Annotated in this window: 18 protein-coding genes; 9 read left to right on the top strand and 9 right to left on the bottom strand. The window is 68.5% G+C overall.

Annotated features, from left to right (window positions below; translation table 11 throughout):
- Positions 1 to 82: 82 nt before the first annotated feature.
- Entirely contained in the window at positions 83 to 997 is a 915-nt protein-coding gene (locus M1L58_RS07255; protein WP_248658359.1) for an alpha/beta hydrolase, read from the bottom strand.
- Positions 998 to 1,092: 95 nt separating this feature from the next.
- On the opposite strand from M1L58_RS07255, the gene M1L58_RS07250 reads away from it, so the two are divergent.
- Positions 1,093 to 1,644, top strand: a complete 552-nt coding sequence (locus tag M1L58_RS07250) for a TetR/AcrR family transcriptional regulator (protein ID WP_248658456.1) — start codon at positions 1,093 to 1,095, stop codon at positions 1,642 to 1,644.
- 47 nt (positions 1,645 to 1,691) lie between these two features.
- On the opposite strand, the gene M1L58_RS07245 is transcribed toward M1L58_RS07250, so the two are convergent.
- Entirely contained in the window at positions 1,692 to 2,783 is a 1,092-nt protein-coding gene (locus tag M1L58_RS07245) for a magnesium and cobalt transport protein CorA (RefSeq protein ID WP_006865838.1), read from the bottom strand.
- Between the two features lie 54 nt (positions 2,784 to 2,837).
- Between M1L58_RS07245 and M1L58_RS07240 the strand changes: the two genes are divergently transcribed.
- Positions 2,838 to 3,458, top strand: coding sequence for a MarC family protein (locus tag M1L58_RS07240; RefSeq protein WP_006865837.1), 621 nt, complete (start codon positions 2,838 to 2,840; stop codon positions 3,456 to 3,458).
- A gap of 49 nt (positions 3,459 to 3,507) precedes the next feature.
- On the top strand, positions 3,508 to 4,476 hold the full coding sequence (locus M1L58_RS07235; protein WP_248658358.1) for a glycine betaine ABC transporter substrate-binding protein: 969 nt from the start codon (positions 3,508 to 3,510) through the stop codon (positions 4,474 to 4,476).
- Positions 4,477 to 4,479: 3 nt separating this feature from the next.
- Here the strand turns inward: M1L58_RS07235 and M1L58_RS07230 are convergent, their stop codons facing one another.
- Complete coding sequence (locus tag M1L58_RS07230) at positions 4,480 to 5,310, bottom strand: SDR family NAD(P)-dependent oxidoreductase (protein ID WP_248658357.1); 831 nt, start codon at positions 5,308 to 5,310, stop codon at positions 4,480 to 4,482.
- 48 nt (positions 5,311 to 5,358) lie between these two features.
- Complete coding sequence (locus M1L58_RS07225) at positions 5,359 to 6,915, bottom strand: flavin-containing monooxygenase (protein WP_006865834.1); 1,557 nt, start codon at positions 6,913 to 6,915, stop codon at positions 5,359 to 5,361.
- Positions 6,916 to 6,990: 75 nt separating this feature from the next.
- Between M1L58_RS07225 and M1L58_RS07220 the strand changes: the two genes are divergently transcribed.
- Positions 6,991 to 7,638 (top strand): TetR/AcrR family transcriptional regulator, encoded by a 648-nt coding sequence (locus M1L58_RS07220; protein WP_006865833.1) that lies wholly within the window; start codon positions 6,991 to 6,993, stop codon positions 7,636 to 7,638.
- Positions 7,639 to 7,644: 6 nt separating this feature from the next.
- On the opposite strand, the gene M1L58_RS07215 is transcribed toward M1L58_RS07220, so the two are convergent.
- Positions 7,645 to 8,124 carry a DUF4383 domain-containing protein gene (locus tag M1L58_RS07215; protein ID WP_006865832.1) on the bottom strand — a complete coding sequence of 160 codons (480 nt, stop codon included), beginning with the start codon at positions 8,122 to 8,124 and terminating at the stop codon, positions 7,645 to 7,647.
- A 195-nt stretch (positions 8,125 to 8,319) separates the two neighbouring features.
- Here M1L58_RS07215 and M1L58_RS07210 point away from each other — a divergent pair, with 195 nt between their 5' ends.
- Positions 8,320 to 9,720, top strand: coding sequence for a hypothetical protein (locus M1L58_RS07210; RefSeq protein WP_248658356.1), 1,401 nt, complete (start codon positions 8,320 to 8,322; stop codon positions 9,718 to 9,720).
- Positions 9,721 to 9,795: 75 nt separating this feature from the next.
- Here M1L58_RS07210 and M1L58_RS07205 read toward each other — a convergent pair whose 3' ends face one another.
- The 4 genes from M1L58_RS07205 to M1L58_RS07190 form a co-directional block, all read right to left on the bottom strand.
- Positions 9,796 to 13,554: a multifunctional oxoglutarate decarboxylase/oxoglutarate dehydrogenase thiamine pyrophosphate-binding subunit/dihydrolipoyllysine-residue succinyltransferase subunit gene (locus tag M1L58_RS07205; RefSeq protein WP_248658455.1), complete on the bottom strand. Its 3,759-nt coding sequence runs from the start codon at positions 13,552 to 13,554 to the stop codon at positions 9,796 to 9,798.
- A 192-nt stretch (positions 13,555 to 13,746) separates the two neighbouring features.
- Positions 13,747 to 17,703 carry an ABC transporter ATP-binding protein gene (locus tag M1L58_RS07200; protein WP_248658355.1) on the bottom strand — a complete coding sequence of 1,319 codons (3,957 nt, stop codon included), beginning with the start codon at positions 17,701 to 17,703 and terminating at the stop codon, positions 13,747 to 13,749.
- Positions 17,700 to 18,425, bottom strand: coding sequence for a hypothetical protein (locus tag M1L58_RS07195; RefSeq protein WP_006865828.1), 726 nt, complete (start codon positions 18,423 to 18,425; stop codon positions 17,700 to 17,702). The genes M1L58_RS07200 and M1L58_RS07195 overlap by 4 nt, the downstream gene beginning before the upstream one ends.
- On the bottom strand, positions 18,422 to 19,498 hold the full coding sequence (locus M1L58_RS07190; RefSeq protein ID WP_006865827.1) for a glutathione S-transferase family protein: 1,077 nt from the start codon (positions 19,496 to 19,498) through the stop codon (positions 18,422 to 18,424). Before M1L58_RS07190 ends, M1L58_RS07195 begins: the two co-directional genes overlap by 4 nt.
- 112 nt (positions 19,499 to 19,610) lie before the next feature.
- On the opposite strand from M1L58_RS07190, the gene M1L58_RS07185 reads away from it, so the two are divergent.
- The 4 genes from M1L58_RS07185 to M1L58_RS07170 are packed head-to-tail and all read left to right on the top strand — an operon-like array spanning position 19,611 to position 26,068.
- Positions 19,611 to 20,276, top strand: a complete 666-nt coding sequence (locus M1L58_RS07185) for a PadR family transcriptional regulator (protein ID WP_248658354.1) — start codon at positions 19,611 to 19,613, stop codon at positions 20,274 to 20,276.
- Between the two features lie 2 nt (positions 20,277 to 20,278).
- Positions 20,279 to 21,832, top strand: a complete 1,554-nt coding sequence (locus M1L58_RS07180; protein WP_248658353.1) for a DHA2 family efflux MFS transporter permease subunit — start codon at positions 20,279 to 20,281, stop codon at positions 21,830 to 21,832.
- Between the two features lie 47 nt (positions 21,833 to 21,879).
- Positions 21,880 to 23,079, top strand: a complete 1,200-nt coding sequence (locus M1L58_RS07175) for an exonuclease SbcCD subunit D (protein ID WP_248658352.1) — start codon at positions 21,880 to 21,882, stop codon at positions 23,077 to 23,079.
- A gap of 13 nt (positions 23,080 to 23,092) precedes the next feature.
- The gene (locus tag M1L58_RS07170) at positions 23,093 to 26,068 is read left to right on the top strand and encodes an AAA family ATPase (RefSeq protein ID WP_248658351.1); all 2,976 of its coding nucleotides are present in this window, start codon (positions 23,093 to 23,095) and stop codon (positions 26,066 to 26,068) included.
- The last annotated feature ends 35 nt before the right edge of the window (positions 26,069 to 26,103 follow it).

The raw sequence follows: 26,103 nt of genomic DNA, 5'->3' as shown, positions 1-26,103 counted from the left end.
GCGCACCGTCGTCACTCGAAGGGGTTGAGTGTGCGACCCAGGACGGGCTTTCCCGCGGTGGTGCGTCGACGATCGTTCGTGGTCATCGCCGGTCTTGCACGTGGCGGTCGAGGAAGTCGATCTGATGCTCGATGATGGTGTCGAAGTACGGATCGAGATACGGCTCGAAGTGGGCGCAGTCGTAGGTGTGGACTTCACCCTTCGGTATGCGACGCGCGATGGCCTGGGCCTTGTCGATGGGTGTGACGTCGTCCTTTGTGGCGAGCTGTACGAGCACCGGGACATCGATGTCGGCTGCGTGGCGTCCGGGGGAGTAGAAGGGCACCCGCAACGCGATTCGGGCGGCCACGTCGTTCTCGGCGAGGAGTTCCTCGCGCATGTCTCCCATGCGTTCGACCTGCTCGTAGGCGCCGGGCGAGGTCATCATGGCGATCTCGCCGGGTCGCGCGACGGCGGCCATGCGGTAGGGCGGCCGCCCCGTGCATGCCCGCAACTGGTCACGTACTCCGGCGAGGATCAAGCGGCTCACCAGTGCCGGGGACTGGGAGAACGCCGACGCGGGCCCGCTCACGTGCGGCACCTGGACGATCGCGGCGGCCAGGTCGCGGTCGTGGGCGGCAAGTCTCAGGACGTGGCCGCCGGCGAAGGACGTCCCCCACGCCACCACTCGACGCGTGTCGACGCCGTCGAGACCCCGGACGTAGGCGATCGCGGCATCCCAGTCGGCGTGCTGCTTGGCGATGTCGAGGACACGACGCGGTGAGCCCTCACTGGCACCCCAGTGGCGGTAGTCGAAGACGAGTGCGGCATAGCCGGCCTGGGCGAACCGTGCCGCATAGGCGTCGAGCCGTAGTTCCCGGAATGCCGCGAAGCCGTGGGCGAGGACGACGATCGGAGGGTTCTCGGCGCCCTCCGGACGGTAGAGCCAGGCGGCGCACCGGGCGTCGCCCGACCGGAACGTGACATCGGACCGGACGTAACTGAACTGACGTGACATGGGTAGAACCTTCGCCGGGGTATCTTGAACGGTGTTCAACACGGTAACAGTGTCTTGAACGGCATTCAAGAGAATCTGTGGAGGTGACTTCTTCAGTGGCGCGGAACAAGCGGCCGCAAGCCGCCGACGAGAAGCGTGAGGAGATCGTCGCCGCCGCGCGGAGGCTGTTCATCGAGGGCGGGTACGAGGCGACGTCGATGAACCGGTTGGCCAAGGAAGCCGGTGTCGCGGCCAACACCATCTACTGGTACTTCGACGACAAGGACGAAGTGCTCGTCGCGGTTCTGTCGGCCGTGATGGCCGATGTGTGGCCCATGTATCAGGCGGTGTCGGGTGAGCCGATCGCCGCTCGGGTGCTGTGGATCGTGCAGCGGTTGACGGAGATGCGCGGTCTGGTGACGACGGTGCATGCCCGCGTGCCGCACTCACCGGCGGTGGCGGAATGGCACAACAACTTCCACCTGCTCACCGGCAGTCTGTTCCGTGCCGAACTGGAGACGGCGGGAGTCCCGCCGGAGACCGTCGACGCCGAGGTGATGATCGCGGTGTTCACCGTCGAGGGATTGCTGATGCACGCGCGGGACGAGAGCGAGCAACGTTCGGTGTGCGAGACGCTGGCCTCTCGATGGCCGACGACCACCGGTTAGGTAACGGCACTCACCGGCCGCCCCCGGGTACCCGGGGGCGCTCGTCGTCAGAGCCAGTGGCTGCGGCGGAATACCACGAACAGGGCGACGCAGGTCGCGACCAGCACACCGAGAACGAGGGGATAGCCCCACGGTTGGTGCAGTTCGGGCATGTGGTCGAAGTTCATCCCGTAGATCCCGGCGACCATCGTCGGCACCGCGGCGATCGCGACCCACGCCGAGATCTTGCGCATGTCGGTGGTCTGCTGGATGCCGACCTTCGCGGCGCCGGCCTGCAGCATCGAGTTCAGCAGCTCGTCGTACTCCAGGACCCGTTCGATGACGGTCGTGAGGTGATCGGCGACGTCGCGCAGGTGTCGTCGGACCTCTTTGGGCACCAACGGGTTACCGCTCGCGGTGAGGGTCTGGAGCGGCGTCGAGAGCGGGGTGACCGCGCGCCGGAGTTCGAGCACCTCGCGTCGCAGCAGATAAACCGGGTCGATGTCGAGCCAGCGGTTCTGCCGGCTGAACACCGACTCCTCGATGGCGGCGACGTCGACGTCCATACGGTCGGTCACCGCGAGATAGCTGTCGACGACCTTGTCGGCCACGGCGTGCAGGACGGCAGTCGGGCCGAGGGCGAGTCGTTCGGGACGGCTCTCGAGATTCCGTCGCATGCCCGACAATTCGGTGTGTTCACCGTGACGCACCGTGATCACGAAGTCGGGTCCGGCGAACACCATGATCTCGCCGGTCTCCACCACCTCGCTGGCCATCGCCATCGACTCGTGTTCGACGTACTGCACGGTTCTCAGCACGAGGAACTGCGTGTCGTCGTACACCTCGAGCTTCGGCCGCTGGTGTGCGTGCACGGCATCCTCGACGACGAGTTCGTGAAGGCCGAACGTCGTGCCCACATCGGTCATCTGGGAATCGTCGGGGGAGTGCAGGCCGACCCAGACGAAACCCTCGCCGGATTCGCGGACCTGAGCCAGCGCGTCGCGGTAGGAGATGTCACCCGGCTGACGGTGGCCGTTGATGTAGACCGCGCAGTCGACGACGGCGCGCGATACCCGCGCCGGCTTCTCGGAGGCGGGCGCCGGGTGGTGTTCTCCGCGCGGCGGGAGGCCGCGCGGACCGGAACGGGGGATCGTCGCCACGCCTGCCGATGGTACCCGCGGGGCCCGGGCACGCCTCCCCAGTAAGATTCGGCCGTGCCTTTCGACGTCACCGTGTACACGACCACGTTGATCACGCTGATCGTCATCATGGACCCGCCCGGACAGATTCCGTTGTTCCTCAGCCTCGTCGGCCAGCGGTCGCCCGAGTACCGGCGGCGCGCGGCGTGGCAGGCGCCCCTGGTGAGCCTCCTGGTGATCAGCGTCTTCGCGATCGGCGGCAAGGCGATCCTGAACTATCTGCACATCGGCATCCCCGCACTCCAGGGTGCGGGTGGACTGCTGTTGTTGCTGGTGGCGCTCCAGCTGCTCACCGGGCTGGGCAACGCAGGCAACCCGAAGGCGTCCGACGACGTCAACGTCGCGCTCGTGCCCCTCGGCACCCCGCTCCTCGCCGGGCCGGGCGCCATCGCCGCGGTCATCGTGCAGGTCAGCAGCGTCGACGGTCAGACCGCCGGCTACCTGGCCATCGCGGCCGCGATCATCAGCGTGCACATCGTGGTGATGCTGGTGCTCCGGTACTCGACGGTCCTGATCCGCGTACTCGGCGTCGGCGGCATCACCCTGCTGGCCAAGATCGCCGGTCTGCTGCTCGCCGCGATCGCCGTCCAGCTCATCGCGAGCTCGATCATGGGCTTCATCGCCGAGGGTGTCTGAAGCCGGTGGGGCAGAACAGATGGCGGCGCATAACAGATACGGTGACAACGTGCGTAAACGTCTCGCCCGCAAGCATCTCGTGGTGGTCACCGGGCTGATCGCAGCCCTGGCCGTCGTCCTCGCCGGTTGCGGGGACGAAGCCGGCTCGCCGCCGCGGGGCATCGTGATCGGCTCGTCGGAAGAGCCCGCCATGCGGGTGATGGCCGAGGTGTACGCGGGCGCCCTGCGGAACGCGGGTTCGGTCGTGTCCGCCGATCAGCTACGCGGAGACGACGCGGAGCTCCTCGACGAGATGGACCGCGCCGACCTCGACCTCTTCCCCGCCTTCACCGGGGACCTCCTGACGATGCTCGCCCCGTCGTCGACCGCCGTCGGTGCCGAGGACGTCTACGTCGAGCTGAACCGTTCGCTGCCGCAGGGAGTCTCGGTGGGCGACGAGACACCGGTGTCCGGCGCACCTCAGATCTTCGTGTCGACGACTCTCGCCGGCAGCGTCGGCGCGAGCGGACTCGACGACTGCGCACTCCTCCCGCCGGGACTGCCGGTGGTCGCCACCTCCGACCCCGACCCGGCGACGCTCGATGCGTTCGCCTCGGCGGGTTGCCGTCTGGGGCCGGTGCAGACGGTCGGAGCCACCGACGAGGTGCTCCGGCGTGCATCGGAGGGCGACGCGGTCGGCCTCCTCACCCCGCTCGACATCGCGGGAGAGGACGCCGAGAGCGCGTCGTCGGACGTTCAGGCCCTACGCGGTTCGGCCGGTGGCGGCGACACCGCCGACAACCCGCCAGCCGACGAGCCGAGCGCCGAGGCCGGACCGGTCGACCAGTCCGGGCCGCGCGCCGAGGTGCTCGTGCCCGTCTTCCGGTCCGCCGCACTCAACCGTGATCAGGTCAAGACCATGAACAAGGTCGCCGGCGAGATCACCACCGCCGACCTCGCCACGATGGCGGGCGAGGTCGAGACGGGCAGCGATCCGCGGGAGGTCGCGCTCGAGTGGCTGGCCGAGCACGGCCTGTAGTCGTCACTGGGCCTTCGACAGCGCCCAGCTGGTGGCCTTCGCCGAGACCCACTGGTACTTCGACGCGACGATGCGCACCGCGATGTCGAGGATCTTGGCGTCGGCGCCGACGAGGATGCGCGCCTTGTCCTTCCGCACGCCCGCGATGATGACGTCGGCGGCGTCCTCGGACGACATCCGTGCGAGGTAACGGTCGAAGAAGGCGGCGGTGGCCTTCTGATCGTGGTCTCCGGAGACGGTGGCGTTGCGGGCGATCGCGGTCTTGATACCACCCGGGTGCACGCAGGAGACCTTCACCGGGTGCTTGGCGATGATCATCTCCTGACGCAATGCCTCGGTGAAACCGCGGACGGCGAACTTCGCCGAGTTGTACGCGGCCTGACCGGGTTCGGCGAGAAGACCGAACAGCGACGACGTGTTGACGACGTGGCCGTCGCCGGAGGCGATCAGGTGCGGCAGGAACGCCTTGGTGCCGTTGACGACTCCCCAGTAGTCGACGTCCATGACGCGCTCGATGTCCTTGAACTCGGTGCGTTCGACCTCACCGTGATGCGCGATGCCCGCGTTGTTGAAGACCACGTTGACGACGCCGAAGTGGTCCTTGACGGTGTCGGCGTAGGTCAGCACCGCCTCGCGCTCGGCGACGTTGAGAAGTTGCGAATGCACCTCTGCGCCGGCCGCTTTCACGAGACGCTCGGTCTCCGCCAGTCCGTCGGGTGTGACGTCGGAGATGGCGAGGCGGGCGCCCTGGGCGGCGAGTTTGACGGCGATGTCGCGGCCCATGCCCGAACCGGCACCGGTGATCACCACGACCTTGTCGCGAAAGTCCTTCATGAGTTGTCTCTCCTCGAGATGGTGTCGAAATCTGTTGGCGTCGAACGCTCAGGCGTTCACGGCCGCCGGCTGATCCGACGTCGACTCGTCGCCCCGGTCCGGGGCGGGGGTCAGCGGACGACGCGCACCGCGGGTGACATCGTATGCGGCGATGTCGAAGCGGCGGGTGGTGTTGCGGAAGGCGAAGGTGAATCCCGGCCACAGCGTGGTGATGTTGCCGTTGGCGTCCTTGTACCAGGATGCGCAGCCGCCGTTGACCCACACGCTGTTGCGCAGCTTGTGCTGGATGCCCGCGTTGTACTCCTGCTGGGCCGACAGTCGCACCTCGGTCCGGGTGATCCCCTGTGCCCGAACGGTTTTCAGGTAGTCCACGAGGTAGTTGAGCTGCGACTCGATCATGTACACCATCGAGGTGTGGCCGAGGCCGGTCGACGGTCCGACCATCAGCATCATGTTCGGGAAGCCGTGGACGAACGAGCCCTTGTAGCCCTGCATGCCGATCTCGGACCAGACGTCGGCGAGGCTGCGCTGGTCCTTTCCCACGATCTTCTCGAACACGGGGGAGTCGGTGACGTGGAAGCCGGTGGCGACGACGATGACGTCGACCTCGCGCGTCGTGCCGTCCTTGGCGACGACACCGTTCGCGGTGATGCGGTCGATTCCGTCGGTGACGAGGTCGACGTTGGGGCGGGCGAGGGCGGGGTACCAGTCGTTGGAGCGCAGGATGCGCTTGCAGCCGACCTGGAAGGTCGGGGTGGCCTTGCGGCGGAGCTCGGCATCACGACCGATGCCGCGCAGGATGTTCGCCCGGCACAGCAGTTCGACGGGCTTGAGTGCGGTCGGCGAGTAGGTCAAGCCGAAGGCGACGACCTCGTTGGCGGCGTAGATCCCGCCGCGGACGGCCGACTGGTAACCCGGGACGTTCTTGTAGGCCCAGTGCTCGAGCTTGGTGTAGGCGCGCTCGGTGCGGGGGACGATCCACGGTGCCGTGCGCTGGTAGACGTCGAGGCGCGAGGTCACCTTGGCGAGCTCCGGGACCAACTGGATGGCCGACGCGCCGGTACCGATGACCGCGACACGCTGTCCGGTGAAGTCGTGGTCGTTGTCCCAGCGGGCCGAGTGGACGATCTTGCCCTCAAAGGACTCGATGCCGTCGATGTCGGGGAGGTTCGGCTCGCAGAGCGGCCCGACACCGCCGATCATCACGCGGGCGCGGACCTGCTCGGTCTTGCCGTCGCGTGCGGTGTCGATGATCCAGCGACCCTCGTCCTCGTTCCACGCGGCGTTGGTCACCTCGGTGTTGAAGCGTGACCGGGCGGCGATGTCGTGGCGGGCCGCGACATCGTTGATGTACGCGTGGATCTCCGGTTGGTGCGAGTACGACCGCGACCACGTCGGGTTTTTCGCGAACGAGTAGGAGTACAGCTGCGACGGCACGTCACAGGCGGCGCCGGGGTAGGTGTTGTCGCGCCAGGTCCCGCCGAAGTCGCTACCGCGATCGAGCAGGACGAAGTCGTCGAATCCGTGTTGCCTCATCCGGATGGCGGCACCCAGCCCCGAGAAGCCGGCCCCGATGATGGCGATCTCTACATCGTTCGTTGTCATGGTGCCACCATAGGGGTGATACTGAACACGTGTCAATAGTTATTGAACAAGGCTCAATAGGAGTAGTCTGGCCGGGTGACCAGTAGAGGAACGGCTGCCGCGCAGGTGATCGAGGACAAGCGAACCGCATCCAAGCGCACCCGGATGAGTCCGGAGGCGCGTCGTGACCAGCTCTTGGAGTTCGGTCTGGAGATGGTGCGGGACCGTCCCCTGGAGGAGATCACCATCGACGCCATCGCCGACGCGGCCGGGGTGTCCCGGGCGCTGCTGTTCCACTATTTCGCCTCCAAGCAGGACTATCACGTCGCAATCGCGCAGGCACAGGCCGATCGGATGCTCGCGTGCACCGAGCCCGACGAGTCCCTGGGTGACCCGATCGCCATCCTGACCGCCTCGATGGCGGCGTTCGTCGACTTCGTCAGCGAGAACCGCTCCGCCTACACCGCGCTCATCCGCGGGGCGTCGAGCTCGGACCCCGCGATGCGCGACGTCTTCGACCGCACCCGCGAGGTGATGGTCGGCCGCGTGCTCGATCACGCGCCGGGCTTCGGGGTGGAGGTGAGCCCGACGGTGGTGATGAGCGTGCACGGGTGGATCGCCTTCGTCGAGGAGACGACGATCCGCTGGCTCACCTCACCGACGGTCACCCGTGAGGAGCTCCTCGGGCTGATCACCGCCGCCCTTCCGGCGCTGGCGGCCGCGGCCGCCCAGGCCACCTCGTAGCTGTTCTCAGACTGCCGGGCCACCAGCCGGGTTGACGTCTGCCGTCGTCGGTCGATCGCGGCGTCCACGCAGCAGGAAGCCGAGTCCGATCATGCCGGCCCCGAGAACGAAGTGCAGCCAGTTGTCGGCGGTGTTCACCGGCACGAAATTGGCGCCGCTGTCGTGATCGATGACCAGGCCGTAGATCCAGAGCACCAGGTAGACGGCCCCGCCGACGACCAGGTAGAGGAACGCGGTGGATGCGGCGCGCGACAGGAGGATGCCGGCCACGCCGAACAGCAGGTGGACGATGTTGTGCAGGATCGAGACCTGGAAGATGCCGAGCAAGGCGGCTTCCGAGTGATGACCCGCGAACGTCAGCGTGTCGTAGTCGGTGGTGATGCCGGGGATGAAACCGAGTACTCCGACCAGCAGGAAGACTGCGCCCACGACCAGCGCCGCGGTTCGAATGGGTGAACGGGTGGCACGGACATTCGTGGATGACATGAGATCGACCTCCGAGGATGTCTACGGTTGTCGCGGCATGGGCTCGACCACGGCGTGACTTCGGTGAAGGAATAACCAGGATGTGACCGGTGAAACCTGGGTGCGCGCGTCTGAGTCGCGGGTGAGATCCTCGTACGCGGGGAGAACGACGGGGGATCGGCATCGACCACGGTCGATCAACATGAGGTTGGACTGATGGCGCTCTTGTCACGCCCAGAGACGAATGACGGCCGGTACGGACGACTCGCCACCGACGACGCGCCGTTTTGGTTCGCCACACCGGCACTCGGCTGGTCGGTGGTGCTGCAGCTGGTCTGGGTCTTCGACGAGGAGGTCTCCCTCGAGGCGATGACCTCCATGAACGCCGCGCTCGCTCGAGGACGCATGCACCGGATGCTGGTGCCGTCCACCGTGTACGGCTCGCGTCCGAGCTGGGTCCCGGCACCCGACGCCCCGGGCCTGGCCGTCGACTCCCTTCCCGTTCCCGATGCCGGCGTCGACGCCTGGGCGACCGCCGAGATGTCGACGGTCCCGCTCGACGCCGAGGGCGGTCGGTGCTGGCGTCTGCGCTGCGCACCCACCGAATCCGGCGGCACCGTGCTGTCCCTGAGTGCCCTGCACGTGGTCACCGACGGACGGGGCATGGTCGCTGCGGCCGCCGAGGCGGCACGCGAGTCGGGCGTTCCTGTCGCCGTCGCGGCTGACCGTACCCCCTCGTCGGCCTCCTCGGAATCCTCTGTCCCGCTTCGTAGGCGGCGTCTCGCCGACGCGGCCGACGCCGTCGCGCAGGCCGGTGCCGTCGTCGCGGGGATCGTGCGGGCCGTGGCCGAGCGCCGCAAGGCCTCGGGCCTGGAACCGGATCCGCGACCGGAACGCCCCCCGCTCGCCGAGCGATTCCCGGCGGCCAAGTTCACCTGGGCGACTGCGTCGATCCCCGCGGGCGACTGGGACCGCGTCGCAACCGAGCACGGCGGAACCCCGAACACCCTCTTCATCGCGGTGGTGAGCGGGCTCCTCCGGTCGAGCGGACGATCCCCGCTGGGCACGCCGATCAAAGTCGGCGTCCCGGTGGATCGTCGTGCGGGAGAGGAGGACAACCGGACCAACGCGATCGCGGGGGTCTCGGTGTACCTCACCGACGAGCCGGTGCCGGGCGGAGATCTCACCGGGGTCCGGGCCGCGTGCAAGGCCGCCTTTGTACGGCTGTCCGAAGGGCGTCGCGCACCCCACATCCATCTACGCCCGCTCGCCTGGTTCCTGCCGCCGTCGGTGCTGATCAAACTCGTGGGCGGTGGCGCGGGCAAGGGCATGCCCGACGCCGTGATCTCCAACATCGGTGAGGTGACCCCGGAGGCCACTGTGGTCGGCGGCCGGACCGCGCGCCGGATGGTGCTGCGCGGCACGACCCAGGGCGTCGATCCCGCGGCCGGTCACCGGTTCGGCGACGGCGTGCAGTCCTGGCTCGTCCGAACCCCGCAACAGGTGTCGTTCACCGTCCTCGGACTCGACGACGAGGCCTTCGGCTCCGACGCCGTCCTCCGGGACCTGCTCACCCGTGAACTCACGGAATGGGAGCTGCCGCACGACATCTGGTGATTCCCGGACAGCAGGAGGCCCCTGCCGGATGATTCCGGCAGGGGCCTCCTGTGGTGTCGAACGGGTCGGCGTGGGCTACTCGCCGAACGCCTCGTCGAGGATCTCCTGCTGCTCGACCGCGTGCACCTTGCTCGAACCCGAGGACGGGGCCGACATCGGGCGACGCGAGACGCGACGCAGGCCACCGAGGACATCGGGCAACACCTCGGGCAGCCACAGGCCGAGGAACGGCCACGGGCCCTGGTTGGCCGGCTCCTCCTGGACCCAGCGGAACTCGCTGGCGTTGCCGTACTGCTCCAGCGTGTTGCGTAGGCGGCGGTGCGGCACCGGGTAGAGCTGCTCGATGCGGACGATCGCGATGTCGTCGCGATCCTCCTTGTCACGACGGGCCGCGAGCTCGTAGTAGAGCTTGCCGCTCACCAGCAGGACGCGCTTGACCTTGCTGCGGTCGGCGTCGCCCTTGGCGAACTTCGGATCGTCGATGACCGAGCGGAACTTGTCGTCGGTGAAGTCCGACAGCGGGCTGACGGCGGCCTTGTTGCGCAGCATCGACTTCGGGGTGAAGACGATGAGCGGACGGCTGATGCCGTCGAGCACGTGACGACGCAGCAGGTGGAAGTAGCTCGCCGGGGTCGACGGCAGTGCCACCGTCATCGAACCCTCGGCACACAGCTGCAGGAAACGCTCGATGCGGCCCGAGGTGTGGTCGGGACCCTGGCCCTCGTGTCCGTGCGGCAGCAGCAGGACGACGTCGGAGAGCTGGCCCCACTTGGCCTCACCGGACGAGATGAACTCGTCGATGATCGACTGTGCGCCGTTGACGAAGTCGCCGAACTGCGCCTCCCACAGGACGAGTGCGTCCGGATTGCCCACGGAGTAGCCGTATTCGAAGCCGACGACGGCGAACTCGGAGAGCGGCGAGTCGTAGACCATGAAGCGGCCGCCGTTGTCCTCGGCGTCGGCGGGCAACAGGTGGTTCAGCGGGGTGTACTCCGAACCGTTCTCCCGGTCGATGAGCACCGAGTGACGCTGGGTGAAGGTGCCGCGGCGCGAGTCCTGACCGGACAGGCGGACGGTGCGTCCTTCCATGACCAGCGAACCGAACGCGAGGAGCTCGGCGAAGGCCCAATCGATGCCGCCGTTGCGGGCGGCCTCGGCGCGACGCTCGAGAACCGGCCTCACGCGCGCATGCGGGTTGAAGCCTTCCGGGACGTTGACGAAGGCGTCACCGATGGTCTGCAGGACTTCCTTGTCGACCGCGGTCACCAGCTTGGTCGGCAGGGTCTGGTCGGACTCCACCGACGGCGACGGCTCGGCGTGGTACTTCTCGAGTTCCTTGACCTCGTTGAAGACCCGTTCGAGCTGTCCCTGGTAGTCACGCAGGGCGTCCTCGGCCTCCTTGGTCGAGATGTCACCACGACCGATCAGGGCCTCGGTGTAGCTCTTGCGGACGCCGCGCTTGGTGTCGATGACCTCGTACATCGCCGGCTGCGTCATCGAGGGGTCGTCACCCTCGTTGTGGCCGCGGCGGCGGAAGCAGACGAGGTCGATGACGACGTCCTTGTGGTACGTCTGGCGGTAGTCGACGGCGAGCTTCGCAACCCACACGCAGGCCTCGGGATCGTCGCTGTTCACGTGGAAGATCGGCGCGCCGATCATCTTCGCGACGTCGGTGCAGTACTCGGTGGAACGCGAGTGCTCCGGGGCGGTGGTGAAGCCGACCTGGTTGTTCACCACGATGTGCACGGTGCCGCCGGTGCGGTAGCCGGGCAGCATGGCCATGTTGAGCGTCTCGGCGACCACACCCTGACCGGCGAATGCGGCGTCGCCGTGCAGCATGAGCGGCAGGATCGGGAAGCTCTCGTCGTCGGCGTCGGCGATGAGATCCTGCTTGGCGCGGACCAGGCCCTCGAGGACCGGGTCGACCGCCTCGAGGTGGCTCGGGTTGGCGGTCAGCGAGACGTTGATCTCGTTGTCCCCGAACATCTGGTAGTACTTGCCCTCGGCGCCGAGGTGGTACTTCACGTCACCCGAACCGTGCGCCTGCGACGGGTTCAGGTTGCCCTCGAACTCGGAGAAGATCTTCGAGTACGGCTTGCCGACGATGTTGGCGAGCACGTTGAGACGGCCGCGGTGCGGCATACCGATGACGACCTCGGAGAGGTTGTGCTCGGCGCTCTGGTCGATGACCGCGTCCATCATCGGGATGACCGACTCGGCACCCTCGAGCGAGAAGCGCTTCTGACCGACGTACTTGGTCTGCAGGAAGGTCTCGAAGGCCTCCGCCGCGTTCAACTTGCTCAGGATGTACTTCTGCTCGCCGACCGGCGGCTTCACGTGCTTGACCTCGACGCGTTCCTGCAGCCACTTCTGCTGCTCCGGCTCGAGGATGTGGGTGTACTCCACACCGACGTGGCGGCAGTAGGCGTCGCGCAGGATCGACAGCACGTCGCGGAGCTTCATCTTCTCCTGGCCGTGGAAGCCACCGACCTTGAAGGTGCGGTCGAGATCCCAGAGGGTCAGGCCGTAGGTCGCGATGTCGAGATCAGGATGGCTGCTGCGCGCATCGCTGTTCATCATCAGCGGATCGATGTCGGCCATCAGATGGCCGCGGCTGCGGTAGGCGGCGATCAGCTCGAGGACGCGGGTGCTCTTGTCGACGAGGCCGGCCGGGATGTCACGACGCCAGCGGACCGGCTCGTAGGGCACGTGGAACGCGGTGAAGATCTCGTCGTAGAACGCGTCGTCGATCAGCAGCTCGTGGACGGTGCGCAGGAAATCGCCCGACTCCGCACCCTGGATGATGCGGTGATCGTAGGTCGAGGTCAGCGTCATCAGCTTGCCGACGCCGAGCTCGGCGATCTGCTCGTCGCTGGCGCCCTGGAACTCGGCCGGGTACTCCATCGCACCGGCGCCGATGATCGCGCCCTGACCCTTCATCAGGCGCGGCACGGAGTGCACGGTGCCGATGGTGCCGGGGTTGGTCAGCGAGATGGTGACGCCGGAGAAGTCATCGGCGCCGAGCTTGCCGTCACGCGCACGGCGGACGATGTCCTGATACGCGTTGTAGAACTCGGCGAAGCCCATCGTCTCGCACTCTTTGATGGCCGCGACGACGAGCGTGCGGTTGCCGTCCTTGCCGACCAGATCGATGGCCAGACCGAGGTTGGTGTGCGCGGGGGTGACGACGTTGGGCTTGCCGTCGATCTCGGCGTAGTGCCGATTCATGTTCGGGAAGGCCTTGATGGCCTGGACGATCGCATAACCCAGGATGTGGGTGAAGCTGATCTTGCCGCCGCGGGTACGGGCGAGATGGTTGTTGACGACGATACGGTTGTCGATCATCGCCTTCGCGGGAACCGCGCGAACACTGGTGGCCGTCGGGATCTGCAGCGACAGCGCCATGTTCTTGGCGATGGCGGCGGCGGGGCCGCGGAGCACCTTGTTGCCGTCCTCGGAATCCTTCTTGGACTCGGCGGCTGCGGGCTTGGCGGCAGCGGGCTTGGCAGCGGCGGCGGGCTTCGGCTGGGAACGGGCGGAGCCGTCACGGCTCGCGACACTGTGGCCGGAGGCGGCCTTGGTCGCGGTCGACTCCTTGGCAGGGGAGGGCTTGCGGGCAGAGGCGGTCCGCGTCGGCTCCTGGTCGAGTGTCACCTGCTTACGCGGTGCCGACTCGGCCGTGGGCTTCGCCGGAGCGCTGCCGTTGGAGGAGGGGGTGGTGGAGGCCGGTGCGGCGGACGTAGAACCACCGTTGTCTCCGGGCTTGTAACTCTTCAAGAGCTCATGCCAACTCGGGTCCACCGAGCTCGGGTCCTCTTTGAATTGCTGGTACATTTCCTCGACCAGCCAGGTGTTCTGTCCGAAGTCAGAAATCGAACTGCTGCTCACAGCGGTATCTCGCCTCAATTCCCTTAAGGTGCCGGGTTCTCTGCCACGCTGACGTCCCTTGTGGAGACTATCGGTGAACCATCTGCCGATGCTACGCGTCGTCTGGTGCGTCACACCCACCGACCTGCTACTACGGAGTCAGATCGTCATCTCGGGTGATCCGGCGCGGATGGTCTGGTTGTCGGTTGCGGACGCGCCACGTCGAGCGTCCTGTTTCGAGCCCGCGTGGGAGTCGGCGTCCACTGCATCCATACCCGCGGTGGGCACCATTCCACCGGGCTCGGTCACCGCGGCCTCGTCGGGATCCACACCGGCCTCCCAGAAGCCGCGATACAAACTGTGCAACGCCAGGAGTTCGTCGTGTGTTCCGAGTTCGACGATTCGGCCGCCGTCGACCACGGCGATCATATCGGCGCGGGCCGCGGTACCCAGCCGATGCGCGACGATGACGGAGGTCCGGCGCCGCGTCATCGCCCGTCCGGCGGCCAGGACCTGGGCCTCGGTGGCCTGATCGAGCGTGGCGGTCGCCTCGTCGAGCAGGAGGAGGTCGGGGTCGACCAGTTCGGCGCGGGCCAGGGCGATCAGCTGGCGCTGACCTGAGCTGAGGCCCTGGCCACGTTCGCCGATGGGATGGTTCATGCGCCCCGGTAGACCGGTGATCATCGGTAGGGCGCCCACCGCGGCCGCGGCCTCGACGATCGCGGCGCGGTCGGCATCCGGCCGGCCGTAGGCGATGTTGTCCGCGACGGTCCCGGTGAACAGGTGCGGCTCCTGCGGGACCAGTCCCAAGCGGCAGCGGTATCCGGAGAGGACGAGGTCGCCGATGTCGGTGCCGTCCACGAGGACGCGTCCGTTGGTCGGGTCGTAGAAGCGGGCCAGCAGTTTCACGATCGTCGACTTGCCCGCTCCGGTGCGGCCGACGAGGGCGAGCGAGGACCCGGCGGGGATGTGCAGGTCGACGTCGTGCAGGGCGTCGGACTCCGCGCCCTGATAGCGGAAGCCGACCCCGTCGAACTCGACCTCGCCGTCGAAGCCGGCCGCCGGCGGCGTGGTGGCGTCCGGGTTGACCCGCAGCGAACTCGGGGTGCGCAGCAGGTCGCGGATGCGCCGCAGGCCGACCGCCGCCTGCTGGTAACCGTCGAAGACCTGGGACAGCTGCTGAACGGGCCCGAACAGCATCGTGAGATAGAGGACGAAGGCCACCAGGGTGCCGGCGGTGAGCGAGCCGTCGGCCACCTGTCCGGCGCCGACGCCGAGTGCGATCGCGGTGGCGATGTCCGACATCAGCATGATCAACGGAAAGTACGAGGCGATCGCCCGCTGAGAGACCATCCGGGCCGCGACCCACGCCGCCGAACGCTGTCCGAAACGCTTCTGCGCGTCGTCGGTGCGGAGATAGGTCTGAGTGGTCTTGATCCCGGCGATGTTCTCCTGGAAGTCGGCGTTCACCGTGCTGATCAGTTCGCGCGAGCGCGTGTAGGCGGCGCTCGCGACGCGCCGGAAGACAACCGTGGCGACGATGAGCAGCGGGAAGACCGGGAGCACCAGCAGCGCGAGCAGCGGCCCGGTGACCAGCAATGCGACCGTGACGCCGACCAGGGTCAGGAGCGCGACGACCGCTGACGTCAGACCTGTCTGCAGGAAGGTCGACAGCGCGTCGATGTCGGTGGTCATCCGCGTCATGATCCGGCCCGACAGCTCGCGCTCGTAGTAGTCCAGGCCGAGGCGCTGGATGTGGGCGTAGCTGCGGATGCGCAGTCCGAACAGAACGCGTTCACCCGCTCGGGTGGAGGTCATCGTCAGCAGGGATGCGGCGACCCACCCGACGCCGACGAGTGTCACACCACCGATCGCCGCCCACCAGAGCGTGCGCTGGTCGTGATCGCCGGCCGCGTCGATGACCGCGCGGGCGATGCTGGGGAACGCCAGACCGACGAGGGTGTCGACGGCGATGGCCGCCAGTGCGAACGCGAGCAGCCAGCGAACCGGTGCGAGCAATCCGCGGAGGGTGAAGCGCGGGTTCTCGCGTCGGGCGTCGGCGACGTCCACGGCGGGGTCCTCGGCGGCCGGTGGCAGGGCGTCGACCCGGGCCTGGAGTTCGGGGGTCGCCGGCATCGACCCCAGTGCGCTGGCGACGCCCCCGCCCCGTTGCCCGGTCCGCGTGCCGGCGCCGACCGGCGCGCCGGTCCGGGCATAGGCCTGTTCCTTCGGGAGATACGTTGTGGGCCAGAGGCTCTCGATGACGTCGTCGGAGACGCTTGACGGGGTGGGCGCGGTCCCGTCGTCGTGCGGGTCAACGGAGGCGTTCGTCATCAGTTCGCGGAACCGCGCCGAAGAGGCCTCGAGTTCGGCAGGCGTGCCGATCGCGGTGATCCGGCCTTCGTCGAGCACGGCCACCCGATCGGCGAGCACGAGCGTCGACCGCCGGTGGGCGAGGACCAGCATGGTCCGTTTCCGGTCGCGCAGGCGGCCGAGGATCCGGGCCTCGGTGGTGGCGTCGACCGCCGACGTCGCGTCGTCGAGCACCAGGACGCGCGGGTCGGCGAAGAGTGCGCGGGCCAGCGCGATCCGCTGGCGCTGTCCGCCGGAGAGGGTCAGGCCGCGTTCGCCGACGACGGTGTCGTAGCCGTCGGGGAGCGCCTCGATGAACTCGGTGGCCTCGGCCGCGGCTGCTGCGGCTTGCACGCGGTCGGCGAGGGAAGCGGGGTCGGCGGTGGCGCCCGGGCCCATGGCGATGTTCGCGGTGATGGTGTCGGAGAAGAGGAACGGCTCGTCGAAGACAGTGGCGAGGGCTTCGTGCATCGCGGTCGGCGACAGCGAGTCCACCGGGTGCGGGCCATCGGCGCCGACAAGGGCGATCGTGCCGGCGTCGGGTCGCTCGAAGCGGCTGACCAGGTCGGCGATGGTCGACTTCCCGGAACCCGGTGGGCCGACGATCGCCACGCACTCACCGGGCTCGATCCGCAGGTCGATCCCGGTCAGCACGGCAGGCGGATCGTCGGCCTCGTGGGTGTGGTGGGCGAAGGAGACGTTTTCCAGTTCGACGCCGAGCGGGCCGTCGGGCAGCGTGCCGGTGGCGGTCTCGCCGGGATCGCGCGGGTGATCGATGACGTCGTAGACGCGTTCCACCGCGGCGCGGGCGAGCTGGGCGTTGACGATGAGATTGGTGAGCAGGCGGGCGATGCCGGTCATCGCGGTGACGTAGGTGGTGAACGCGAGGAACGTGCCGGCGGTGATCGCGTCCGTCATCGTCAGATAGCCGCCGACGATGATCACGCCGACCATGCCGAGCTGGGGGATGGCGCTCAGGGTGGGCCCGAAGCGGGCGTTGATGCGTGCCGCGCGCAGGCGCCGGGCGAACAGGGTGCGGCAGCGTGTCACCAGGCCGTCGACGGCGCGGTCCTCCTGACCGAAGCCCTTCACGACACGGACGCCGGTGACGGTCTCCTCCACGTGTTGGGCCACGTCGGCCGCGGACTGCTGCGCGGACCACGTCGCCGCGAAGAGCTTGCGGCGGGTGCGAAAGACCTCCAGGGCGATCAGCGGCGCGATCACCAGCGCGACCGCGGTGAGCAGCGGGGAGAGATAGGCCATGACACCGAGCGCTACGACCATCTGCACCGCGGCACCCATCGAGAGCGGCGCCATGGCCAGCAACCCCTGGACCACCTGGATGTCGGAGATGGAGCGGGAGACGATCTGCCCCGTCCGGATCTGGTGCTGGCTGCGGCCGTCGAGGTGCAGCAGGGTGTCGAGCAGGCGCCGGCGCAGGTTGTTCTGCACGTTGATCGCGAGGCGACCGGCGAACACCCGCCGGCCGAAGTGACACGCATAGCGGACGAATGCGAGAACGACCAGGCCGGTGATGATGGTGGACAGGGCGAGGTCGTCGTCGATGACGCCGGTGGCCCGGTCGATCGCGGCCTTGGCCAGCAGGGGCATCACGACGTCGACGGCGACCGCGATCATCGTGACGGTCAGGGTCACGATGACGATGCGACGGTAACGCCACGCCTCGCCGAGCAGTTTCCGGATCCAGCCCGGTGAGGTCGGGGTGCTCCCGGTGGAGGGAGGCGCGGTGGATTCCGGGATCACCGGGAGCCGGGCGGCAGCGGGCTCGTCTCGTTCACCACCTCGGCGTCGAGAACCCAGAAGGCGGGTGCGGGCCCGAATGCCTCACGCGCGTTGTGGACCACCTTCCGGCCGAGCGCGCGGCTGCCCGCGCCGCCGATGACCGCACCGATGCCGGCCGGCATCAGCTTGCCGAAGATCAACGGCGCGCGCCGGATCGCGTACTTGCGCACGAGCTTGTTGACCAGGGTCTTGTTCAATTTGGTGATGGCGCCCGATGGCAGGGCCGCCCCGCCGAGACGACGCAGGGGGCCGCCGCGCGTACCGACGACCCGACCGAGGGCGAGCACGCCCTCTTCACCCAGGGCGACCGCCAGCACGAGCGACTTGCGCCGGTCGGTCTCATGGACGCCGATGCCGTGGACCTCGGCGATCGACAGGGCGAGCAGCGCCGAGGCCTCGAGGAAGAAGGCGGTGTCGCCGGTCATCGCGCCGAACGCGGTCATCGTCCCGACCCCCGGCACGGCCGCGGCCGCGCCGACGGCGCTGCCCGAACCGGTCACCGCGTTCAGGTAGCGCTTCTCGAGTCGCTCGATGATCTGGGCGGGGGAGTCGTCGGGGTACTTGCGGCGCAGTGAGTCGACGTACTTCTTGACCGCGGGGCCCTGCAGGCGCTGTGCACGGTCGAGGATGCCGCCGGTGACCTCGACGGCCTTGCCGGTGGGCTTACGAGTGGTGTCGGTCATGACTTCGGTACCCAATTCTCCTCGGGGACGACCTCGTCGGGTCGTGGGGGGCCGGGCGGCGTGCCGTCGCCGAAGGGACGCCCGCCGAGTTCCTCGCGGTGATGCGGGGTCAACCATCCCCGCAGGTCAGGGCCCTTGGGCACGATCTGCGTGGGGTTCACATCGGTGTGCACGATGTAGTAGTGCTGCTTGATCTGGGTGAAATCGGTGGTGTCGCCGAAACCGGGGGTCTGGAACAGGTCGCGGGCGTAGGCCCACAGCACCGGCATCTCGCTCAGCTTGCTGCGATTGCACTTGAAATGGCCGTGGTAGACGGGATCGAAACGGGCGAGGGTCGTGAACAGCCGGACGTCGGCCTCGGTGATAGTGTCGCCGACGAGGTATCGCTGAGTCGACAGCCGCTCGGACAGCTCGTCGAGCTTGGTGAACAGACGGTCGTAGGCAGCCTCGTAGGCCTCCTGGCTGCCGGCGAACCCGCACCGGTAGACGCCGTTGTTGACCTCGGTGTAGATCCCGTGACTCACCTCGTCGATCTCGTCGCGCAGGCGTTCGGGGTACAGCTCGGGGGCGCCGTCGCGGTGGAACGCGGTCCACTCCAGGGAGAAGTCGATGGTGATCTGGGGGAAGTCGTTGGTCACGACCTCGCCGGTGGGGACGTCGACGATCGCCGGCACCGTGATCCCCTTGGGGTAACCCGGGATCCGCTTCTCGTAGGCGTCCTTGAGGCGCGGGATCTGCAGGACGGGGTCGAGGCCTCCGGGGTCGAGGTCGAAGGTCCACGAGTTCTTGTCGTGGGTGGGTCCGCACAGTCCGAGTGAGATGGCGTCCTCGAGTCCGAGGAGCCGGCGGACGATGAGCGTCCGGTTGGCCCACGGGCAGGCGCGTGCGGCGACGAGTCGATAGCGCCCGGCCTCGACGGGATAGCCGTCACGCCCGTCGGCGGTGATGCGGGTCTCGATGTACTTGGTGTCCCGCACGAACTCCTGGCCGGACATCACATAGCTGCCCTGCTCCCCGGAATCGGTCGTCCCGGTGGGGTCGCTCTGGGTGGATTCCTCCTGCGCACGAGTCATGCCGTCCACAGTAATGATGGCCGGCGACACTTGGCAGCAACCGCACACGTGCGTATATTCCGACTGGAATATTCGACGCCGATCAGCGGCCGCCGGACCAAGGGGGTCACGCATGGCGTGTTCCACACCGCTCGGACCGGTGGCGATCCTGGTGCTCGGCCTACTTCTCGAACGTCCGATGCACCCGTACGAGATGGTGCAGACGACCGTCGCACGTCGCGAGGACCGGCTGGCCAAGTTCCGGGCCGGCACGCTGTACCACGCGGTGGACCGACTCGCCGAGAACGGGATGATCGAGGTCCACGAGGTCCGTCGTGAGGGCAATCGGCCCGAGCGGACGGTGTACGCCATCACCGAAGCGGGGCGGCGAGCACTGACCGAGAACCTCGAACGCATCCTCGAGACGCGACCCGAGGAGTACCCGGAGCTCTACCTCGCCCTGTCCGAGGCGCACGGTCTGCCCAGGGAGCGGGTCGTCGAGCTCCTCGAGCGGCGGGTCGCGACCATGCGCGCCGACCTCGCCGACGTCGAGGCCGCCGTCGCGGAGTTCCGGTCCCGCGGCAAACCGGAGATGTTCTTCCTCGACGGGGGTTGCCGTATCGCCACGCTCACCGCCCAGATCGGCTGGCTCGACGACCTCGTCGATAGGCTCCGCACCCGCCGCATCGAATGGCTCGACGATCCGGAGTCGCCGTATCGCGTGCCGACCCAGCCGGACTCCGCCCCGGCACCGAATCCCGGCGCAGACGCCGCACACCTCGCACAGAAGGTCGAGTAGAGATGACCCGTTCCACCCCTGATACCGGGGTCACCGGCTCCGAGGTGACGACGAGACCCTGGGCCGCGCTGATGGCGCTGTGCGTGGGTTTCTTCATGATCCTCGTCGACATGACGATCGTGGCGGTCGCGCAGCCGCGCATCCAGGCCGACCTGAACACCGACGTCAACGGCGTCGTGTGGGTCACCAGCGCCTACTTGCTGACGTATGCGGTACCGCTGCTCATCACCGGGCGCCTCGGCGACAAGTACGGGCCGAAGTCGATGTACCAGATCGGCCTGATCGTCTTCACGATCGCCAGCGTGTGGTGCGGACTGTCGGATTCGATCGGCGAGCTCATCGCCGCGCGCGCCCTGCAGGGCGTCGGCGCCGCGCTCATCACCCCGCAGACGATGTCGCTGATCACCCGCATCTTCCCGCCCGAGAAACGCGGTGCGGCGATGGGGATCTGGGGCACGGTCGCCGGTGTGGCCACCCTGGTGGGCCCGCTGCTCGGCGGTGTCCTCACCGACTCGTTCGGCTGGGAGTGGATCTTCTTCATCAACCTGCCCGTCGGCATCGCCGGCCTCGCACTGGCCGCGATCCTGGTCCCGCAGGTCGAGACCAACGACCACCAGTTCGACTGGATCGGCGTGGCACTGTCGGCGATCGGCCTGTCCGCCCTCGTGTTCGGTATCCAGGAGGGCGAGAGCTTCGACTGGGCCGCCTGGGTGTGGGTCCTGATCGTCGGCGGGGTGATCTTCCTCGGCGTCTTCGTCTGGTGGCAGTCGCGCATCCGCACCGAACCGCTGCTCCCGCTCGGGCTGTTCCGCGACCGGAACTTCTCACTGGCGACCATCGGCATCGCATCGATGGGCTTCGCGATGTCGGCCATGATGATCCCGCTGAGCTTCTTCCTGCAGCTCGTCGGCGGCATGACACCCACCCAGTCGGCGGTCGTGATGGTCCCGATGGCGGTACTGACCGGAATCCTGGCACCCATCGTGGGGCGCGTCGTCGATCGTGTGCACCCGCGCGCCATCGTCTCCACCGCACTCCTCCTGAGTGCGATCGCCGTCGGATGGCTGGGTGTCGTCACCCGACCGGACACCCCGGTGTGGATGATCATCCTGCCGCTGTGCCTGATGGGTGTCGCGTCGGCGGGGGTCTGGGCGCCCCTGGCCGCCACCGCCACCCGAAACCTGCCGTGGCATCAGGCCGGGGCGGGCGCCGGTGTGTACAACACTCTGCGCGTGATCGGTTCGGTGCTGGGGTCGGCGATGATCGGCGCCCTTCTGCAGTCCCGTCTCGCAGCCGAACTGCCCGGGATCGACGCCGGCGCCGCACAGGACGCCAGTGGCGCGAACCAGCTGCCGGAGTTCCTCCGCGAGGGTTTCGCCACGGCGATGGGTCAGTCGCTGTACCTGCCCGCGGCCGCCTTGCTGGTCGGCGTGGTGGCGACGTTCTTCTTCGTGCGACCCGCCCACCAGATGCCGACGGCCGCGGCCGCAACCGGCGCTCCCGCGGATGCCGCGGCGGGTAGCGCGACTCACAATGTGCCGATGACCGGGGCCTGAGCGCGCGTCCCACGATCTGTCGGGCACCGACCGTATGGTTTGTCACCATGCGGATCGTGCACACCTCCGACTGGCACCTGGGCCGGACGTTCCACGGTGTCGACCTGCTCGCCGACCAGCGTCGCGCGCTGACCCATCTCGCCGAGCTGGTCGCCGCCGAATCGGCCGACGCCGTGATCGTCGCCGGTGACGTCTACGACCGGTCGGTGCCGTCGGCCGACGCGGTGCGCGTGTACGACGAGGGCCTCGCCGAGATCGCCGCTGCCGGTGCGCGCATCATCGTCACCTCGGGCAACCACGACTCGCCCACCCGCCTCGGCGCAGGGTCGGCGTTCGCGGCGGCCGGCGGGTTGTACCTGCGGACCTCGATCGACGCGATCGCCGAACCCATCGTGCTGACCGATGAGCACGGCGAGGTCGCGGTGTACGGCATCCCGTACCTCGAACCCGACACCGCCCGGCGCCATCTCGGGGTCGAGGAGGTGTGCGGCCACACCGCGGTCCTCGACGCCGCCATGACGCGCATCCGTACCGATCTCGCGACCCGGCAGTCCCGATCGGTCGTCGTCGCCCACGCCTTCGTCAGCGGTGCCGCCGCGTCCGGGTCCGAGCGATCGATCAGCGTCGGGGGAGTGGAAACCGTGCCCGCCGGAACCTTCTCCGGAGCCGACTACGTCGCCCTCGGACATCTGCACTCTCCGCAGCGTGTCACCGATACCGTGCGCTACAGTGGTTCGCTGCTCCCGTACTCGTTCGGCGAGCGCACCCATCGCAAGGCGGTGTGGGTCGTCGACCTCGACGCCGACGGGGTCGGCGGGATCCGCAAGCACGAACTGCCGGTCGTCCGCGAATTGAGTTCTCTGCGCGGGACTCTCGACGAGTTGCTGACCTCCGAGAGCTTCACCGATACCGAGGACCACTACGTCGAGGTGACCTTGACCGACGCGGTGCGCCCGCTCGACGCCATGCGTCGCCTGCGGGAGCGGTTCCCGCATGCGGTCCACGTGCAGTGGGACCGCCCGCACACCGGTCCGGGGGTCGATTACGGCTCGCGGGTCCGCGGCCGCAGCGACGCCGAGATCATCAACTCCTTCATCGAGGACGTCCGCGACACCCCGACCAAGGGGGAGCGGGTGCTGATCGAACGCGCACTGCGCGCCGTCGTCGGCGAACCCGAGGCCGACGCCGGTGCCGACGGAGAGCTCGTTCTGTTCGCCCTCGACGCGTTCGTCGCCGAGACCGCGTGAGCACTGACGCCGTATGAGACTGCACCACATCCGGATTCGGGCGTTCGGCCCGTTCGCCGACGAGGTCACCGTCGACTTCGACGAGCTGGGCGCCGACGGCCTGTTCCTCCTGCACGGCCAGACCGGCGCCGGCAAGACCACCGTGCTCGACGCGGTGGCGTTCGCGTTGTTCGGCCGGGTCCCCGGCGCCCGCGACACCAACCGCCGACTCCACTCGGATCATGCTGCACCCGAGACGGTTCCGGAGGTCGAACTCGAGGCCACCATCGGTTCCCGGCGGTTGCGCATCACGCGATCTCCCGAACACGAGCGCCCCAAGAAGCGCGGCGACGGCAAGCGGAAGATCAACGCGTGTGCGTCGTTGGTCTGGGTGGACGGTTCGGGGCCGGACCTCACCCGTATCCCCGAGATCGGCGAGGCGGTCGTCCGCCTGCTCGGTATGAGCGCCGAGCAGTTCTTCCAGGTGGTCCTGTTGCCGCAGGGCGATTTCGCCCGGTTCCTCCGCGCGCACTCGGACGAGCGGGAGGAGCTGCTGGAACGCCTCTTCGATACGGAACGTTTCGGCGACCTCGAGGAATGGCTACGCGATCGCGCCCGCGAGAGCGCGTCCAAGCTGGCCGAGCAGACCGGCACGCTGGACCGCATCGCCGGGCAGATCGTCGCGATCAGCGGTACCCAGGCGCCTGCCGAACCCGACTTCGACTGGGCCCAGGGATGTCTCGACACGGCCCGGCAGGCCGCCGAGTCCGCGCTGATGGAATCGACGGCCGCGCAGGCCGCCGTCGAACAGACCGAAGCCGCGTATGAACACGGCAGGCGCGTCGACGATCTGCGTCGCCGCGGACTGCAGGCCCGCGAACGGCTCGCCCGGCTCACCGAGGGCGAGACGACGCTGACGGCGGCCGAGCGGTCACGCCGGCTCGCCCTGCGTGCGGCGCCCATCGTGCCGCTCGCCGATGATCACAAGCGTGCAGACGCCGAACTGATGGCGGCCTCCGACGCTGCCGATCGTGCGCGCGAGGCGCTCACGGAGCTCGCCGAGGGTGAGACGCTGTGCGAATCCGATTGCGACGATGCCGCTCTCGTTGCGGCCGTCGACCGGTGGACCGAGGAATCGGGCCGCTGGGAGCCGCTGGCGAAGCGTGTCGCCGAACGTCCCAGGCTGGTCGCCGACATCGACGGACTCGAGAAGACGATCGCCGCCGCGGAACAGCAGGCCACGGACATTCGGACGTGGCTCGAGGCGGCACCCGCTCGCCGCGAGGAGGCGGTCGCCGCACTCCGGGCCGCCGACGAACTGCGTGTCCAGGCACCCAAGCTGCGTGCCGAACGGGACCATGCCGGCCGCGTTCTCCAGGCCTTCACCGATCGCGACGAGGTGTTCGCGCAGCTCGCCGCCGCCGAACGGGACCTTCTCGACGCGCGCGAAAAGCACTCTGCTGCACGGGAACACCAGCTCGATCTCCGTGAACGGCGCCTCACCGGCATGGCCGTCGAACTCGCCGGTGCCCTCGTCGACGGGGAACCGTGCGCGGTCTGCGGCTCGGTCGGTCATCCCGCGCCGGCGACCGGTGACGCCGGCAGCTCGGTGGGGGAGGCCGAAGAGAAGGAGGCCGCGGCCGCCGAGGAACGTGCGAGCGCGATCAAGGCCATCGCCCAGTCCGCGGTCGCGGCACTGCAGGAGCGCCGGGCCAATCTCGACGCCGTCATCGCCGGTGCCGACCGCGCGGCCACCCAGGCCGGGCACGATCGCCTGGTCGCCGACCTCGCGGCAGCCGAACGTGCGGCGGCGCGCACTCCGTCGCTGCAGGACGCGGTCGAGCGCGTCGACGCCGAGATCGCCGACCGGCGCCGGACTCTGGCCGATCACGAGACCGCGCAGGCCGGACGCCGCGAACGTCTCACCGCTCTGCGTGAGAATCTGAGTGCTCTCGACGCCGAGGTTCATCAGGCGACGGGCGGACGGATGGGGATCGCGGAGCGGCGTCGTGAACTCGCCGAACTCTGCCGCCGCACACGGACTCTGCGAGAAGCCCGGCGCGAACTCGACCGGACCCGACGACGGCGTACCGACATCGCCGAGCGCCTCGCCACGGCCTGCGCCGACGCCGGATTCGCCGGCGCGGAGGAGGTTCGCGCCGCCGCCGCGTCGCAGGCGCAGATCCGTCAGTGGGAGAAGCTGCTCGAGGAGGCGGCCGCGATCCGTGCGGGCGCCGAGGAGACCCTCGCCGATCCCGACGTGCGCGCGGCGCTGGAGGCACCCGAGGTCGACGTTGCGGGCCTGACGGCCGATCTGGTGTCCGCACGAGCCCGGCGCGACGACGCCGCCCGCGTGAATGCGGTGGCGGCACAACGCCGTACCGACCTCGAGGAATACGTCTCCGGCTTCTGGGCGGCTCTCGACGCACTGGCACCGTTGAAGGCCCGCCACGAGGAGTTGCAAGGACTCGCCGAACTGGTGAGCGGGCGCGGACAGAACTCGCGTCGTATGTCGCTGCGGTCGTATGTGCTCGCCGCCCGTCTCGACGAGGTGCTCGTCGCCGCATCTGGGCGTCTTCGCGAGATGTCCTCGGGGCGTTATGAATTCGTCCACTCCGACGCCGCCGGCGTGCGCGGTCGGCGCGGCGGCCTGGGTATCGAGGTCCGGGATGAGTACACGGGCGTGCTGCGCGCCACCACGACCCTGTCGGGCGGGGAGACCTTCTTCGCCTCGCTGGCCCTCGCGCTGGGCCTGGCCGATGTCGTCTCCGCCGAATCGGGCGGCCGGGTCCTCGACACGATCTTCATCGACGAGGGTTTCGGCACCCTCGACCCCGAAGCCCTCGACCTCGTGATGGGCGTCCTCGACGACCTCCGCTCCGGCGGTCGCGTCGTCGGAGTCGTCAGTCACGTCGACGAGTTGCGGGCCCGGATCCCGGCCCAGCTGCACGTCCTCCGGGGCGAACACGGATCGACGCTGCGGGTGCAGAGTCCGCTCGGCGTGTCGTGAGCAGCCCGATTGTGATGTGCCGGTGAGCGTGCGCT

This window comes from Gordonia sp. C13, from assembly GCF_023218005.1.
In the GTDB taxonomy this organism is placed as follows: Bacteria; Actinomycetota; Actinomycetes; order Mycobacteriales; family Mycobacteriaceae; genus Gordonia; species Gordonia namibiensis.
Note: the sequence above shows the minus strand (reverse complement) of the source record. Positions and strands in the feature narration are given on the sequence as shown.

Bases quoted from the DNA above. Each gene is read 5' to 3' on its own strand.
- M1L58_RS07170 (WP_248658351.1), top strand. From the start codon at position 23,093: ATGAGACTGCACCACATCCGGATTCGGGCGTTCGGCCCGTTCGCCGAC.
- M1L58_RS07175 (WP_248658352.1), top strand. From the start codon at position 21,880: ATGCGGATCGTGCACACCTCCGACTGGCACCTGGGCCGGACGTTCCAC.
- M1L58_RS07225 (WP_006865834.1), bottom strand. From the start codon at position 6,915: ATGACAACGAACGATGTAGAGATCGCCATCATCGGGGCCGGCTTCTCG.
- M1L58_RS07205 (WP_248658455.1), bottom strand. From the start codon at position 13,554: ATGTACCAGCAATTCAAAGAGGACCCGAGCTCGGTGGACCCGAGTTGG.
- M1L58_RS07215 (WP_006865832.1), bottom strand. From the start codon at position 8,124: ATGTCATCCACGAATGTCCGTGCCACCCGTTCACCCATTCGAACCGCG.
- M1L58_RS07180 (WP_248658353.1), top strand. From the start codon at position 20,279: ATGACCCGTTCCACCCCTGATACCGGGGTCACCGGCTCCGAGGTGACG.
- M1L58_RS07230 (WP_248658357.1), bottom strand. From the start codon at position 5,310: ATGAAGGACTTTCGCGACAAGGTCGTGGTGATCACCGGTGCCGGTTCG.
- M1L58_RS07190 (WP_006865827.1), bottom strand. From the start codon at position 19,498: ATGACTCGTGCGCAGGAGGAATCCACCCAGAGCGACCCCACCGGGACG.
- M1L58_RS07210 (WP_248658356.1), top strand. From the start codon at position 8,320: ATGGCGCTCTTGTCACGCCCAGAGACGAATGACGGCCGGTACGGACGA.
- M1L58_RS07185 (WP_248658354.1), top strand. From the start codon at position 19,611: ATGGCGTGTTCCACACCGCTCGGACCGGTGGCGATCCTGGTGCTCGGC.
- M1L58_RS07255 (WP_248658359.1), bottom strand. From the start codon at position 997: ATGTCACGTCAGTTCAGTTACGTCCGGTCCGATGTCACGTTCCGGTCG.
- M1L58_RS07195 (WP_006865828.1), bottom strand. From the start codon at position 18,425: ATGACCGACACCACTCGTAAGCCCACCGGCAAGGCCGTCGAGGTCACC.